This is a genomic window from Mycobacterium sp. SMC-21 (genome assembly GCF_045310825.1).
GTDB lineage: Bacteria > Actinomycetota > Actinomycetes > Mycobacteriales > Mycobacteriaceae > Mycobacterium.
Genome location: NZ_JBJIAO010000010.1, coordinates 82196 through 95731, shown reverse-complemented (window position 1 = coordinate 95731; position 13536 = coordinate 82196). Strand labels below are relative to the sequence as shown.

The 13536-nt window shown below is 69.4% G+C and carries 15 protein-coding genes; 5 read left to right on the top strand and 10 right to left on the bottom strand.

Annotated features, from left to right (window positions below):
• Positions 1-176 precede the first annotated feature (176 nt).
• From ACJH6H_RS12910 to cobC, 6 genes are all read right to left on the bottom strand, one after another.
• Positions 177-1250, bottom strand: a complete 1074-nt coding sequence (locus ACJH6H_RS12910) for a response regulator transcription factor (RefSeq protein ID WP_406774994.1) — start codon at positions 1248-1250, stop codon at positions 177-179.
• The gene (locus ACJH6H_RS12905; RefSeq protein ID WP_406774993.1) at positions 1247-2302 is read right to left on the bottom strand and encodes a LuxR C-terminal-related transcriptional regulator; all 1056 of its coding nucleotides are present in this window, start codon (positions 2300-2302) and stop codon (positions 1247-1249) included. The genes ACJH6H_RS12910 and ACJH6H_RS12905 overlap by 4 nt, the downstream gene beginning before the upstream one ends.
• 268 nt (positions 2303-2570) lie before the next feature.
• Complete coding sequence (locus tag ACJH6H_RS12900; protein WP_406774992.1) at positions 2571-3686, bottom strand: bifunctional RNase H/acid phosphatase; 1116 nt, start codon at positions 3684-3686, stop codon at positions 2571-2573.
• Positions 3683-4435 (bottom strand): zinc ribbon domain-containing protein, encoded by a 753-nt coding sequence (locus tag ACJH6H_RS12895; RefSeq protein WP_406775020.1) that lies wholly within the window; start codon positions 4433-4435, stop codon positions 3683-3685. Before ACJH6H_RS12895 ends, ACJH6H_RS12900 begins: the two co-directional genes overlap by 4 nt.
• An 11-nt stretch (positions 4436-4446) precedes the next feature.
• Complete coding sequence (locus ACJH6H_RS12890; protein ID WP_212812136.1) at positions 4447-5571, bottom strand: Nif3-like dinuclear metal center hexameric protein; 1125 nt, start codon at positions 5569-5571, stop codon at positions 4447-4449.
• The gene (gene cobC, locus ACJH6H_RS12885; RefSeq protein ID WP_212812137.1) at positions 5568-6578 is read right to left on the bottom strand and encodes an Rv2231c family pyridoxal phosphate-dependent protein CobC; all 1011 of its coding nucleotides are present in this window, start codon (positions 6576-6578) and stop codon (positions 5568-5570) included. The genes ACJH6H_RS12890 and cobC overlap by 4 nt, the downstream gene beginning before the upstream one ends.
• A 55-nt stretch (positions 6579-6633) precedes the next feature.
• Here cobC and ACJH6H_RS12880 point away from each other — a divergent pair, with 55 nt between their 5' ends.
• The 3 genes from ACJH6H_RS12880 to ACJH6H_RS12870 are packed head-to-tail and all read left to right on the top strand — an operon-like array spanning position 6634 to position 8616.
• Entirely contained in the window at positions 6634-7272 is a 639-nt protein-coding gene (locus tag ACJH6H_RS12880; protein WP_212812138.1) for an HAD-IA family hydrolase, read from the top strand.
• Positions 7265-7753 carry a low molecular weight protein-tyrosine-phosphatase gene (locus ACJH6H_RS12875; protein ID WP_212812139.1) on the top strand — a complete coding sequence of 163 codons (489 nt, stop codon included), beginning with the start codon at positions 7265-7267 and terminating at the stop codon, positions 7751-7753. The genes ACJH6H_RS12880 and ACJH6H_RS12875 overlap by 8 nt, the downstream gene beginning before the upstream one ends.
• Positions 7753-8616 carry an SURF1 family protein gene (locus ACJH6H_RS12870; RefSeq protein ID WP_406774991.1) on the top strand — a complete coding sequence of 288 codons (864 nt, stop codon included), beginning with the start codon at positions 7753-7755 and terminating at the stop codon, positions 8614-8616. The genes ACJH6H_RS12875 and ACJH6H_RS12870 overlap by 1 nt, the downstream gene beginning before the upstream one ends.
• Here ACJH6H_RS12870 and ACJH6H_RS12865 read toward each other — a convergent pair.
• Positions 8558-9523, bottom strand: a complete 966-nt coding sequence (locus tag ACJH6H_RS12865; protein WP_406774990.1) for a cobalamin biosynthesis protein — start codon at positions 9521-9523, stop codon at positions 8558-8560. The two genes, ACJH6H_RS12870 and ACJH6H_RS12865, sit on opposite strands and share 59 nt — an antisense overlap.
• A 37-nt stretch (positions 9524-9560) precedes the next feature.
• On the opposite strand from ACJH6H_RS12865, the gene ACJH6H_RS12860 reads away from it, so the two are divergent.
• Both ACJH6H_RS12860 and ACJH6H_RS12855 read left to right on the top strand, forming a co-directional pair.
• Positions 9561-10388, top strand: a complete 828-nt coding sequence (locus tag ACJH6H_RS12860; RefSeq protein ID WP_406774989.1) for an oxygenase MpaB family protein — start codon at positions 9561-9563, stop codon at positions 10386-10388.
• A 28-nt stretch (positions 10389-10416) separates the two neighbouring features.
• Positions 10417-10812, top strand: coding sequence for a VOC family protein (locus tag ACJH6H_RS12855; RefSeq protein ID WP_138248555.1), 396 nt, complete (start codon positions 10417-10419; stop codon positions 10810-10812).
• Between the two features lies 1 nt (position 10813).
• Here the strand turns inward: ACJH6H_RS12855 and ACJH6H_RS12850 are convergent, their stop codons facing one another.
• The 3 genes from ACJH6H_RS12850 to ACJH6H_RS12840 all read right to left on the bottom strand — a co-directional run bounded on the left by ACJH6H_RS12850 (position 10814) and on the right by ACJH6H_RS12840 (position 13265).
• Positions 10814-11527 carry a DUF5666 domain-containing protein gene (locus tag ACJH6H_RS12850; RefSeq protein WP_212812144.1) on the bottom strand — a complete coding sequence of 238 codons (714 nt, stop codon included), beginning with the start codon at positions 11525-11527 and terminating at the stop codon, positions 10814-10816.
• A gap of 68 nt (positions 11528-11595) precedes the next feature.
• A complete protein-coding gene (locus ACJH6H_RS12845) occupies positions 11596-12468 on the bottom strand; it encodes an alpha/beta fold hydrolase (protein ID WP_212812145.1) in 873 nt (290 codons plus the stop codon).
• Entirely contained in the window at positions 12468-13265 is a 798-nt protein-coding gene (locus ACJH6H_RS12840; protein ID WP_371824563.1) for a class II aldolase/adducin family protein, read from the bottom strand. Before ACJH6H_RS12840 ends, ACJH6H_RS12845 begins: the two co-directional genes overlap by 1 nt.
• Positions 13266-13536: the final 271 nt, after the last annotated feature.

The window sequence follows — 13536 nt, the reverse complement described above, 5'->3', positions numbered from 1 at the left end:
ATGCATGTGTCTTGCATCACATGTCAGCGTGGCGGAATGCGAAATCCGCCAAAACGCACAAATAAGCCATATCACGTAATTCCAGAAATCGCATCAGAATGGAAAATTCTGAGCACTTGTTAATTCACCACAGCGGCAATTATGGAATAGCCCTGCGGACACTGAAACAATGGCGACTATCGCGCCTGCTCACCGAATCCGGCTTGCGCGTCCATGTAGAGAGTGATGGCTTCCAACCGATTGGCGGCGCCGATCTTGCGCAGGATGCGTTTCACGTGCGTCTTGACGGTTTCCACCGATACGACGAGTTCGTCGGCGATCTCGGCATTCGAGTCGCCGCGCACCATCCTGGCGAACACGTCGCGTTCGCGGTTGGACAACGCCGCCGTGACGGCATCGACCGCCGCGTCCGTCTCGAACACGTCCTCGTCATCGGCGGCATCCAGGCTGACGGCCGTTCTGGCAATGCGGTCGGCTTCCTGCGCCAAGCGGGCCGCGGCTCCGATGATCGATACCCGAAGTTGTTCCACCCGCTCAGAATTCAGCAGCCGCTCGTAGGCGAACGAGTACACCGCGAGCAGCAGTCCCAGCGTGTCGACGTCGCCATCGGCGATGGCGCCCCGCGCACGCGACAGGTGGACCAGCGCCACCACCTTCGACTCGACCACGATGGGCGCGACCAGATAGTCCGCGGCACCCAGAACTTCACGGAAACCTTCGGTGGCCGGCACCTCACCGTCGCCGGCGTGGACGATCCGCCGGAACCTGATGCAGTCCTGCTCGGCGAGAGCGGCGTTGCGCGGCACCGGTTTTCCGGTGCCGTGTGTGCCGTGCGATGTCGTGGGGATGAACTTGTCGGGCGCTATCGACGACAGCACTGCGCTGCTGAACCCGATGGTATGGCACAGTTCGGCGCACACCTGGCGCTCGAGCGCCTGCAACGACGGGGCGGCTTTCAACCGCCGGATGCTGTCGATCACCGACCGCGCTGTGGCACCGGAGTCGTCACCGCTGATCAGTCTCGCTTCGACCTGCGCCTGCAACGACGCCATCAGCAGCCGCTGCGCCACGGCGGGCATGAGCGCGATGCCCTCGCCGTCATCGCCGAACAGCACTTCCTCGGTCGTGGCCGCCGAGTTGGCGATGGCCTGCTCAAGAGTGGTGGCCTTGGCCGATGTCGGCAGGTTGAGCACGCTGCGCAGGTGTCCGTCGATCTGATTGAGCCTGGTCACCATCGCACGCCGCGTCATCGCGACCGTCCGCTCCCCACGCCGGCGTCCATGGCCAGATACATCGCGAGGGCGGCCGCGCGGTTGGTGGTGCCGAACTTCTCGGCGATGCGCTTGAGATGCGACTTGACGGTGCCTTCCGAAATCTGCAGGCACCGCGCGATGTCGCGGTTGGTGGCACCGGTCGCCACGTAGGACATGACTTCCCGCTCCCGCGGGGTCAGCTCGAGTGGTGCGGCGGGAACGCCGGCCGGCTCGGCCACCGCGGCAGAGCCCGCGTCCGAGGCCGGGGCGCCGGCCGGCCCGCGCTGCGTCATGAGTTGATCCATTGTGGCGCAGAGCTTGTCGACCTCGACGCGCTGCTGCGACACCTTCTCTTCGAGAACCGCCCGCTCGTACACCACGGCCAGGCATTCGGCGAACGCCTCGAGCAGATCGAACTGATCCATGACCGTGGTGTCGGGAGCGTCGGGGAAGTCGGCGTGCAGCATCCCGATCACGGCGCCGCCGACCGTGATGGGCGCCGCGAGGTAGTCCTGCCGGGCCGATGCGGTCGGACGGGATACGACGACGCCGTGTCGCCCACGGACCAGGGCGGTCTCCGCCTCGGAGTCCGCGAACCGGACGGGCAGGCCCACCGAAAAGCCGTGGAAGGAAGACGATGTCGCACCACGGCCATGCAGATACCGCGGCAGCCAGTCATCCTCACGGACCGTGGAGACCATGACCCGACTGAATCCGAAGTCCCGGCACAACAGCGTCATCGCGGCCTTGATGGTGTCGCGCGACGAGGTGCCACGCAGCGAATCGACAGCATGGCGAATGGCGGTCAGGCGTCCGGCACCACGGGACACCGCGCGACCGCTCAGCTCACGCCGGAGCCGCTGGACGCCGGCCAGCAGGTCCTCGGTCGCGGTGCCGGCCGCACGCTGACGTTCGAGGCGGCGCCGGAAGCGGTCCAGGTGCCGGTCCAGCTCGCGGTGGGCTCCGGGATCACGATGATTGCGGCCCAGCGAGTGCAGCGGGTCCGCGTCTGTCGTCATCTCGGTGCGCCCGGCGATGAGCGTGGCCATTCACTCCCCTGCCTTGAGGTCAAATCAGGACTGGTCCCAAAATGTTCCGCGGGTGCGCGGCCAGACGGGTCGACACGCGGCAGCTCTGCCCAGCTGCGATCGATGCGCGTTCAACAACCGTTCGGAATGTTGCTACGCAGATTCTGCGCGGGCGACAGCTGTCTAACTATGTCCGCAACCGACGAAAAAACCCGAACCAACCGCCCGGCTATGTCCTGACGCAACAAACCTGGGAACAAGCTGACGGTTCCCCAGCAAACAGCGCCGACTACAGGTATGCGGTCTGATTGACCAGTCGCACGGCGGAACCGCCGTCACCGAAGAACTCGGCGATGCTCAGTGACGCCAGATCCAGGTGCAGGCGGTACAGAATGCCGGGCCCGGCATCGAGCGCCTGGCGCAGGATGGTCTTGATCGGAGTCACGTGCGAGACCACGAGTACCGTTGTCGCGCCGTGCTCGGCGATGATCCGGTTGCGGGCCCGCCGAATCCGGTGGGTCACCGAATCGAAGCTCTCGCCACCGGGTGGCGCCACGCTGGTGTCCCCCAGCCAGCGGCCGTGCAACTCCGGATCCCGTTCGGCCGCTTCGCGGAAGGTCAGCCCTTCCCAGGCACCGAAGTCGGTCTCGATGAGGTCGTCGTCCACGGTGACGTCAAGGCCGAGCGCATTCGCCGCCGCCTTCGCGGTGTCCAGTGCGCGCTGCAGCGGAGAGCTGATGACGGCCGAAATGCCGTCGATACCAGCGACATACGCCGCGGCCGCCGCGGCCTGCTCACGCCCCAATTCGGTGAGCGGAGGGTTGCCCCGGCCCGAGTAACGGCGGTGCACTGATAGCTCGGTCTGCCCGTGGCGCAGCAGCAGGAACCGGGTCGGCGCACCCACGGCGCCGGTCCATCCGGGCGCGGCTGGTTGTGCCGCAGCAGCTTTCGGCGCCGGCTGAGCCACCGACACCGGAGCCGCCACCGGAGCCGCCACCGATGCCGACGCAGCGTCCATGGCCTCGTTGGCCAACCGGTCGGCGTGCGAGTTCTGCGCCCGCGGAATCCACGTGTAGCTCACCCGCCCGAACCGCCGGGCCAGCGCCACCGCCTCGCGGTTCAGCGCGATCAGGTCGGGGTGCTTGACCTGCCAGCGGCCCGACATCTGCTCGACCACCAGCTTCGAATCCATCGACACCGCAACGTCATCGGCGTCGAGAGCGGCCGCGGCCTCCAGCCCCGCGATCAGACCCCGGTACTCGGCGACGTTGTTGGTCGCCACGCCGATGGACGCGCTGCTCTCGGCCAGCACCTCGGCCCGGTCATCCGAAAACACCACGGCGCCATAGCCCGCGGGTCCCGGATTGCCGCGCGACCCACCATCGGCCTCGACCAGAACTCTCACAGACCGGTTTCTCCCGCACGGAAGTCCTTGACCCGCACCAGAATCGCCCCGCACTCGGGGCAACGCAGCACATCGTCGGGCGCGGCCGCCGAAACCCGGGACAGCTCACCACGATCCAGGTCGATGCGGCAGGCGCCACAGCGGCTGCCCTGCAGCAGGCCCGCGCCGGCACCGCCCTGCTTGCGCTGCTTCTCGTACATCTCGGCCAGTTCCGGGGCCACCGAACCCAGCAGCGCCGCGCGGCGGTCGGTCGCCACCTTCCGCGATTCGTCGATGGACACCAGCGCCTGGTCGCGCTCGACCTGCGCCGAGGTCAGATCACCTTGCAGCGCGTCGATGAGAGCCAGTTCCTCGTTCCGCTCGCCCTGCAGCTCTTCGCGACGCTCCATGATCTCCAGCTGCTGCTCCTCGAGAGCGGCCTGCCGGCGCTGCAGCGTCTCGAGCTCGTGCTGCAGTTCGGCCACCTGCTTGGCGCCGACCGAACCACTGTCCATCAGCTTCTGGTCACGGGCCTCACGCTGACGCACGGCGTCGATCTCGGACTCGAACTTGGCGATCTGCGCGTCCAAATCCTCGACAGCGATGCTCAGCGCCGCCAACCGATCGTTGGCCTCGCGGTGCTCTGCCTGCACGGCGTCGAAGCGCTGCTGCTCGACCAGGTGCGTCGACCGGTGCGTCAGGCGGGTCAGCGCGGCGTCCACTTCGGCCACCTCGAGCAACAAACGTTGTTGCGACACTTCAGCTTTCATCTTCACGTCTCTCAGCAGGTTATCTCGACGTTCCAGGGGTCGGTACGGATCTGGCTGACCCGCACCGGCAACGCATCACCGAATTGTGCACGCAAGACCCCGGCGGCCTGCTCGCACCACGGAAATTCACTCGCCCAATGCGCTACATCGACCAGCGCCACGTCCGATGCGCGGCGGTGCTCGTCGGCGGGATGATGGCGCAGATCGGACGTCACGTAGACATCGACTCCCGACCTCGTCACCGCGCCCAGCAGCGAGTCGCCGGCGCCCCCGCAGACCGCGACGCGTGACACCAGGGCGTCCGGATCGCCCGCTGCCCGTACCCCCCACGATGTGGTGGGCAGGCCGCGCGCGACGCGGGACGCGAAGGCCGACAACGGTTCCGGCTCCGGCAACGAGCAGATGCGCCCGATCCCGACGTCCGACGGCAGCGGCGCCAGCGTGAGCACGTCGAACGCCGGTTCCTCATAGGGGTGCGCCGCGCGCATCGCCGTCAGCACCGCCCGCCGCAGCCGGGACGGCGCGATCACCTCGACGCGGTCCTCGGCGACCTGCTCGATGGCGCCGACCATGCCGATGGTCGGTGTCGCGCCCTCGTGCGGCAGGAACTGGCCTACGCCCATGGTCGCCCAGCTGCAGTGCGAGTAGTCGCCGATCTGGCCGCCACCGGCGGCGAACATCGCGTCCCGCACCGCGTCGGCGTTCACGTGCGGCACGAACACGACCCATTTGTCCAGGTCAGCGCGCGCCTCGGCGGGGTCGAGCACACCCTCGACCTGCAGGCCCAGTGCCTCGGCGAGGGCGTCCGACACCCCGGGCGCGGCCGCATCGGCATTGGTGTGCGCGCTGAACAGCGCCGCGCCGCGGCGGATCAGCGAGTGGATCAGGGCGCCCTTGCCGGTGTCGGCGGCCACGGTGTCGACGCCGCGCAGCAGCAGCGGATGGTGCGCCAGCAGCAGTCCGCCCTCGGGCACCGACGCGGCGACGGCCGCGGTGGCGTCGACCGCGACGGTCACCGACTCCACGGCCTCGGACGGGTCACCGCACACCAGGCCCACGGAGTCCCAGCTGTGCGCGAGCGCCGGCGGGTAGGCGCGGTCCAGCGCGGCGATGACGTCACGCAGCGGCACACTCACCAGGGCACCTCCTGTAGGGCTTCGACGAGGACCGGCCATTCCGGGCGGACCGCGGCGCGCAGGTAGCCGCCGGGCAGGCCGACGAACGTGTCGCAGCGGCGCACCGCAATCCCCTTCTCCGCCAGGTGCTTCCGGGCCAGCTCGGCGTCCGGCACCGAGAACAACACGAAGGGTGCGGCACCGTCGGCCACCGCGAAACCCGCCGCCGTCAGACCCGCCGCCATCTCGGCCCGCAGGTCGGCCAACCGGCGCGCCCCGGCCTCGGCCTCGGCGACCGCGGCCGGCGTGCTGCACCCCGTCAACGCCTCCAACTGCAGCGTGCCCAGCGGCCAGTGCGGCCGCTGCGCCGTCAGCCGCGCCAGCACCTCGGGCGCGCCCAGCGCGTAGCCGACCCGCAGCCCGGCCAGCGACCACGTCTTGGTCAGGCTGCGCAGCACCACGACGTCGGGCAGCGACCGCCCGGCCAGCGACTCCGGTTCACCGGGCACCGCGTCGGCGAAGGCCTCGTCGACGACGACGATGCGACCGGGTGCCCGCAGCGCCAGAATCTCGTCGCGGCGGTGCAGGACGCCGGTCGGATTGGTGGGATTGCCCACAACCACGAGGTCCGCGTCCGCCGGCACCGCCGCGCCGGACAGCCGGAACGGCGCGTCCAGCACCACGTGCGCGACGGGCACGCCGGCGGCGTCGAAGACGGCTTGCGGCTCGGTGAACGACGGCGCGATGAGCGCCGCCAGGCTGGGCTGCAGCAACGGGAGCAGCGCAAAACCCTCGGCGCCGCCCGCCAGCAGCGCCACTTCGTCGAGGTCACGGCCGTGCCGGGCCGCCACGGCCGCTTGGGCTGCAGCCACGTCGGCGGAGGCCGGATAACTGCCCAGTTCGGCCAGCCGGGCCGCGAGGCGGTCGGCCAGCCACTGCGGCGGACCGGCGCCGCGGACGTTCACCGCGAAGTCGAGCATGCCGGGCGCCACCGCCTGATCGCCGTGATAGCGCGCCCCGAGTTCCACAGGTAGACCCTAATGCGCGGCGCAGGCGGCCAGACACATCAGGGACAATGACACCGTGACCCCGCAGTTGGTGCTATTCGACCTCGACGGGACGCTGACCGACTCCGCCGAGGGCATCGTCGCCAGCTTCCGTCATGCGCTCGGCGCTGTCGGCGCCGACATCCCCGACGGTGACCTCGTGGAACGGATCGTCGGCCCGCCGATGCACGTGACGCTGGGCTCGCTGGGCCTCGGCGAGAAGGCCGCCGACGCCATCGCCGCCTACCGCGCCGACTACACCACCCGCGGCTGGTCCATGAACCGCATGTTCGACGGCATCGAGGATCTCCTGGCGGACCTGCGGGCCGCGGGAGTGCGCCTGGCCGTCGCGACGTCGAAGGCCGAACCGACCGCCCGGCGCATCGTCGAGCACTTCGGTATCCACGAGCACTTCGAGGTCGTCGCCGGCGCCAGCGTGGACGGCACCCGGTCAGCCAAGGCCGATGTCGTCGCCCATGCCCTCGCCCAGCTGGCCCCGGTACCCGAACAGGTGCTGATGGTCGGCGACCGGTCGCACGACGTGCATGGCGCCGCGCACCACGGCATCGACACCGTCGTCGTCGACTGGGGTTACGGCGCAACCGATTTCGCCGACGATTCGACGGTCCGGCGGGTCGCCACCGTCGCCGAGCTACGGGAGGTGCTGGGTGTCTGACCCCGTGCACGTGACGTTCATCTGTTCGGGCAACATCTGCCGGTCGCCGATGGCCGAGAAGATGTTCGCCCACCAGATCAACGAGCGCGGGCTGGCCGACCTGGTCCGGGTGACCAGCGCCGGCACCGGCGGCTGGCACGCGGGTGACCCGGCCGACAGCCGCGCCGAGCGGGTGCTGCGCGCGCACGGCTACCCCACCGCGCACGCCGCCGCGGCGATCGACGACGACCATCTCGCCGCCGACATGATCGTTCCCATGGGCCGCAACCACACCCGCATCCTGAGCGACCTGGGCGCCGACCCGGACCGGGTCCGGATGATGCGCTCGTTCGACCCGCGTTCGGGCGCCCACGCCCTGGACGTCGAAGACCCGTACTACGGCGGCATCGACGATTTCGAGGAGACCTTCGCGGTCATCGAGGCCGCGCTGCCGGGCCTGCACGACTGGGTCGACAAGCAGCTGGCGGAGCGAGGCGACTGATGCGCCGGCTCGGGTTCCTGCTCCGGCCGCAGTGGCTGGCGCTGTTCGTCGTGGTGATCGCGTTCGCCTACCTGTGCTTCACGGTTCTCGCGCCGTGGCAGCTGGGCAAGAACACCCGCACCTCGCGGGAGAACAACCAGATCGCGTCGTCGCTGAACACCGAACCCGCGCCCCTGATCTCGGTCCTGCCGCACCAGGATTCGTCAGACCCGGACGCGCAGTGGCGGCGGCTGACGGCGACGGGCCACTACCGCCCCGAGGCGCAGGTGCTGGTCCGGCTGCGGACCGATGACGGCGACCCGTCCTATGAGGTGCTCACCCCGTTCGCGGTCGACGGCGGCCCGACGGTGCTGGTCAACCGCGGCTACGTGAAGCAGGGCGACGGTCCGGGCGTGCCACCCTTCGCCGCGCCGCCGCCGGGGACGGTCACGATCACCGGGCGGCTGCGGGACGCCGAGCCGATCATGTCGGGCAAGGAACCGTTCAAGCAGGACGGCATCCAGCAGGTGTACTCGATCAGCCCGACCCAGATTTCGCAGCTGACCGGCGTGCCGCTGACCGCGGAGTACCTACAGCTCGTCGACGGCCAACCGGGCGGTCTCGGGGTCATCGCGCTTCCCCACCTGGATGCCGGCCCGTTCCTGTCGTACGGCATCCAGTGGATCGCGTTCGGCATCGTCGCGCCGATCGGGCTGGGCTACTTCGTGATGGCCGAAATCCGGCAGCGCCGGCTGGAGAAGGCCCAATCCGGCTCGGGCACCGACACTTCCGGCGGGCCCGACCCCGAGGAACCGGCCACGCCACTCACCGCCGAGGAGAAGACCGAGCAGAAGCTCGCCGACCGCTACGGCCGGCGCCGCTGAGCCCGACGGCCACCACCGTCGCCAGCGCCTGCACCCGGCGGGTCAGTCGCACCGCGTGACGCAGATCGGCGGGCACCGGCGCGGGCCCGACGCCCAGGGTCGGCCGCATCTCCAGCCGGTGCGCGTACTGCGTCGCTCCCCCGAGGCGCACGCCCAGCGCCCCGGCGAAGGACGCTTCGGCGACACCGGCATTGGGGCTCGGGTGCTTGTGCGCGTCGGCGCGCCACGCCCGCCACGCCGCGGCGTGCCGGCGCGATGCCGCCATGACGCACAGCCCCGTCACGCGGGCCGGCACGTAGTTGAGGACGTCGTCGAATCGGGCTGCCGCCCAACCGAACCGGGTGTAACGCGGGTTGAGGTGACCGATCATCGCGTCGAGGGTGTTGGCACCGCGGTACACCAGCAGGCCCGGCACCCCGGCGACCGCGCCCCACAGGATCGGTGCCACCTGTGCGTCGGAGGTGTTCTCCGCGACCGATTCCAGCGCGGCCCGGGCCAGCCCGTCGGCGTCCAGCGCCGACGGATCCCGCCCGCACAGAGACGGCAGCAGCTCGCGGGCCGCACCCACATCGTCGCGCTCGAGCCGCGCCGCCATGTCCGCACCGGTCCGGGCCAGCGACGTCCCGCCGAGCACGGTGTAGGTCGCCGCGGCGGTCACCAGCATCTTCGCCACCGGACCCCGCGCGACACGTTCCAGCCCGACGCCCAGCGCGCTCAGCCCGAGCAGCAACGCCGCGGTGTGGCCGGCCCCAGCCAGCCGATTGTCGCTGTACGTACGCCGTTCCAGGACGGCGGCCGCCGTGCCGAACAGCGCTACCGGATGGCCGCGGCGAGGGTCGGCCCAGCACACATCGGCCAGGTAGCCGAGCGCCAGACCGGCCGCCCGCGGGGCGCTTCTGTCAAACACGCCGGGCAGCGTCTCACAGAGGGTTTACTCTCCCATCATGCGGCTGGGTCCACCTCGGCATCCGAAGCGGGTTGTCGACCTCATCAACCCCGCGGCGGCGCTGGCGCCCGCGGCCAACGTGATCATGCAACTGGCCCTGCCCGGGGTGGGTTACGGCGTGCTGGAGAGCCCCGTCGACAGCGGCAACGTCTACAAGCACCCGTTCAAACGCGCCCGCACCACCGGCACCTATCTCGCGGCCGCGGTGTACGGCACCGACGACGACCGTGCCCTGATCCGCCGCGAAGTGGACCGGGTGCACGCGCTGGTGCGGTCGACGGCGTCGAGCCCGGTGAAATACACCGCGTTCGACCCGAAGCTGCAGCTGTGGGTGGCGTCGTGTCTGTACCGCTACTACGTCGATCAGCACGAGTTCCTGTACGGCCCGCTCAGCCCCGCGGCCGCGGACGCCATCTATCAGGACGCCCGCACCCTCGGCACCACGCTGCAGGTGCGCGAGGGGATGTGGCCGGCCGACCGCGTCGCCTTCGACGAGTACTGGAAACGCACGCTCGACGAGCTGCGGATCGACGAGCCCGTCCGCCAACACCTGCACGGCGTGGCGGCGCTGGCGTTCCTGCCCATCCCGCTGCAGCAGCTGGCCGGTCCGTTCAACCTGTTCGCGACGACGGGCTTCCTGCCCGCCGAGTTCCGCACCCACATGAAACTGGCGTGGACACCCACCCAGGAGCGCTGGTTCGACCGGCTGCTGACGGCGCTGCGGCTGGCCGACCGGGTGATCCCGCGCGACGTGTGGCTGCTGGGCTACCAGCTGTACCTGTGGGACATGCGGTCCCGCGCCCGGCGCGGAAAAGCAGTGGTATGAAACAACATTCACGATCAGGAGGCATCCCATGGCGTTCGCAGCTCTGAACCATGTCGCGGTCACCGTCAGCGATATGACGGTCAGCGGCCCCTGGTACCGCAACCTGATCGGCGAGGACCCGGTGCTCGACGAACACACCGACGCCGGCTACCGGCATCTGGTGTGGGCACTGCCCGGCGGCACTCTGTTCGGCATCCACCAGCATGACCGCGCCATCGAACCGGGCCAGTTCAGCGAGTTCCGGGCCGGCCTCGACCACGTCGGCTTCGGCTGCGCCTCCCGGGCCGAGCTCGTCGACTGGGCCGCCAAACTCGAGGCGCTGGGCATCACCCATGGCGGCGTCGTCGACGCGCCCTACGGCTCCGGTCTGAGCTTCCGCGACCCCGACGGCATCGCCTTGGAGTTCTTCGCGCCGCCGGAGTGACTCAGCGGTGCTGGTGCTCGCCACCCCCGCCGCCACACGCCCCGTTCACGGCCGGCCGCACCATGGCGAATGTGGCCTGGAGGGCGCCGTTACCGTCCTTGGTGCCGCGCGCACCCAGACACATCCCGGCGGCGATCGCCTTCGCGTCGGCACTGGAGCTCTTGGTGTAGCGGGTATCGGGCGTCACCGTCACGGTGATCTGCGCGTTGTCGGCGTCGGTGACCACGATCGTGCTGCCGTTCACCGAGGCGACTGTGCCGTTGATGCCGTGTTCGCGCTTTCCGCCCTTCTGACCGCATTGCGCGTTGCCCGCTTGCCCGACGAGGACGTTGGCGGCAGTCACCGCGTTCCCGGTGTCGTTGCCCTTGACCGGGCGGACCGCGACGCACTCGCCGGCCGTGACGTCGGTCAGCTGGCCGGCGGCGAGCTGGGTGATGCGCGTCGAGGACGTGATGTCCACGGTCCCCGGCCCGTCTTTCCCGGTGATCGATACCGTGCCGCCTGAAACTGAGTTGACCAGCCCGGACAGCCGGTCTTTACCGCCCGGACCGCCGGGAGCCGCAGGTGCCGGGCTCGCGGACGACGGCGCTGAACTGGCGGCGGCACTGGAACCGGCCGACGGTGTGTTCGATGATCCGCAGGCCGCCAGGGACAGCGCGGCGAATCCGGCGAGGGTGACGACGCCGTAGCGCCGGGTACGGGATGTAGTGGACATGAGCCCACAGTGAACGGCCCAGCCATGAATCAGCCCAGATCTTGATATGAAGACGCTGGGCGCGACGGTCAGCCGAGGAATGCAGCCAACGCCGCGAGTGTGTCGTCGGGGCGCTCTTCCGCCAGGAAGTGGCCGGCGTCGATGCCGTGACCCCGAACGTCGCCGGCGTACTGCCGCCACACCTCGAGCGGCTCATAGAGCTGGCCGACGACGCCACGCGTACCCCACAGGACCAGCAGCGGGCACTGGACCTTTCGACCCTCGTCGACGGCGTCGTGCACCAGATCGATGCTCGCCGCGGCGCGGTAGTCCTCGCACATGGCATGGATGGCCTCGGGCGTGGCAAAACAGCGCTCGTACTCGGCCATGGCCGCGGGGTCGTAACAGTCCGTGCCGCCGAAGGCGCCGAGAAACGCCTTGAGCAACAGTGCGGCGCTCGGCTCCATCATGAGTTCGGGCAGCGGCGCCGGCTGGATGAAGAAGAACCAGTGGAAGTACGCGGTGGCCAGGGCCCGGTCGGCATGGTCATAGACGTACTTGGTGGGGACGATGTCGAGCAGCGCGGCCCGGGTGACTGCCGCGGGATGGTCGAGCAGCATCCGGTGCGTCACGCGCGCACCGCGATCGTGGGCGACCACGTCGAAGGTGTTGTGCCCCAACTGGTTCATGACCGCGACCTGGTCGGCCGCCATCGTCCGGAAGCTGTAGTCGGCGTGGTCACCGCCGCCGGGTGGTTTCGAGCTGTCGCCGTACCCGCGCAGGTCCGTCGCGACGACGGTGAAGCGCTCGGCCAATCGGGGCGCGAGGTGGTGCCACATCACGTGGGACTGCGGTGCGCCGTGGAGCAGCAACAGCGGCGGGCCCGAGCCGCCGATGACGGCCTGGATTTCGACGCCGTTGACGGCCAACCGCTCGTCGGTGAACCCCGGGAAGAATCCCATCAGTCGAAGACGTCCGGCTGGCTCGCGACGATCTGCTCCCACAGCGGCCGGAACTGGAACCAGGCGACCATGTCGCTGCCGATCTGGCTGTGCACCAGTTTGGCGGTGTCGTGGTCGATGACGGTCGGCGTCCCGGCAGCCATGGCCAGCAGTTGTGCCTGACACGATCGCTCCATCGTGACGAACCACCAGGCGGCCGCCGAGACCGAGGTGCCGACGGTGATCAGTCCGTGGTTGCGCAGGATGGCGGCCTTGTTGCTGCCGATTGCCGCGGCGATGTTCTTGCCCTCTTCTTCCGCGAGAACCACGCCGCGGTAATCGAGATACAGACCGTGGTCTTCGTAGAAGGGGCAGGCGTCCTGAGTGAGGGGCTCGAGCGGGATGCCGAGGGCCGAGAACGACTTGCCGTACAGCGAGTGCGTGTGGGCGGCGGCGACCGCGTCAGGCCGGGCGTTGTGCACCTGCGCGTGGATCGTGAACGCGGCTGCATTGACCGGCCGCGTGCCGTGCACGACGTGGCCCTGATGGTCGACGCAGATGAGGTCGCTGACGCGAATATGGTTGAAACTCATGCCAAACGGGTTGACCCAGAACAGATCCGGGTTTTCCGGGTCGCGGGCGGTCATGTGCCCTGCGACGCCCTCGGAGAATCCCAACTTGCCGAACACCCGGAACGCGATGGCGAGGTCGCGCTTACGCTGCTCGCGTTCCTCCTCGACCGACAGGCCCATGGGCGGCAGGGGTAGATCGCACGGATCAGGCAATGGGCCCAGCGCGCGCTCCAACAGTTCCCGCATCTCGTCGCTGATCGTGCTGACGTCCATCTCCCGGCCTTCCTCTGCGGCTGCCGAGCACAGCATCACACGTCAGGCCGGTTGGGGAAAGAGATGATTTGCTGGCATTCATCTCGGTGAACTCGGCCGGCCGGTGCCGGCCGGCGCCGGGGACACCGACCGACGGACCGGCCGTCGCCAGCGCCGCCTGCACACGCCCGCGAAGGTGTGCGAATCGGTTTATGCGGCAATGCGTTTGGCGAATGCGCGCAAACCGGCACGCAACTGCCGACGC

Bases quoted from the DNA above. Each gene is read 5' to 3' on its own strand.
- ACJH6H_RS12905 (WP_406774993.1), bottom strand. From the start codon at position 2,302: ATGGCCACGCTCATCGCCGGGCGCACCGAGATGACGACAGACGCGGAC.
- ACJH6H_RS12910 (WP_406774994.1), bottom strand. From the start codon at position 1,250: ATGACGCGGCGTGCGATGGTGACCAGGCTCAATCAGATCGACGGACAC.
- ACJH6H_RS12870 (WP_406774991.1), top strand. From the start codon at position 7,753: ATGCGCCGGCTCGGGTTCCTGCTCCGGCCGCAGTGGCTGGCGCTGTTC.
- ACJH6H_RS12850 (WP_212812144.1), bottom strand. From the start codon at position 11,527: ATGTCCACTACATCCCGTACCCGGCGCTACGGCGTCGTCACCCTCGCC.
- ACJH6H_RS12845 (WP_212812145.1), bottom strand. From the start codon at position 12,468: ATGGGATTCTTCCCGGGGTTCACCGACGAGCGGTTGGCCGTCAACGGC.
- ACJH6H_RS12840 (WP_371824563.1), bottom strand. From the start codon at position 13,265: ATGCGGGAACTGTTGGAGCGCGCGCTGGGCCCATTGCCTGATCCGTGC.
- ACJH6H_RS12855 (WP_138248555.1), top strand. From the start codon at position 10,417: ATGGCGTTCGCAGCTCTGAACCATGTCGCGGTCACCGTCAGCGATATG.
- ACJH6H_RS12895 (WP_406775020.1), bottom strand. From the start codon at position 4,435: ATGAAAGCTGAAGTGTCGCAACAACGTTTGTTGCTCGAGGTGGCCGAA.
- ACJH6H_RS12860 (WP_406774989.1), top strand. From the start codon at position 9,561: ATGCGGCTGGGTCCACCTCGGCATCCGAAGCGGGTTGTCGACCTCATC.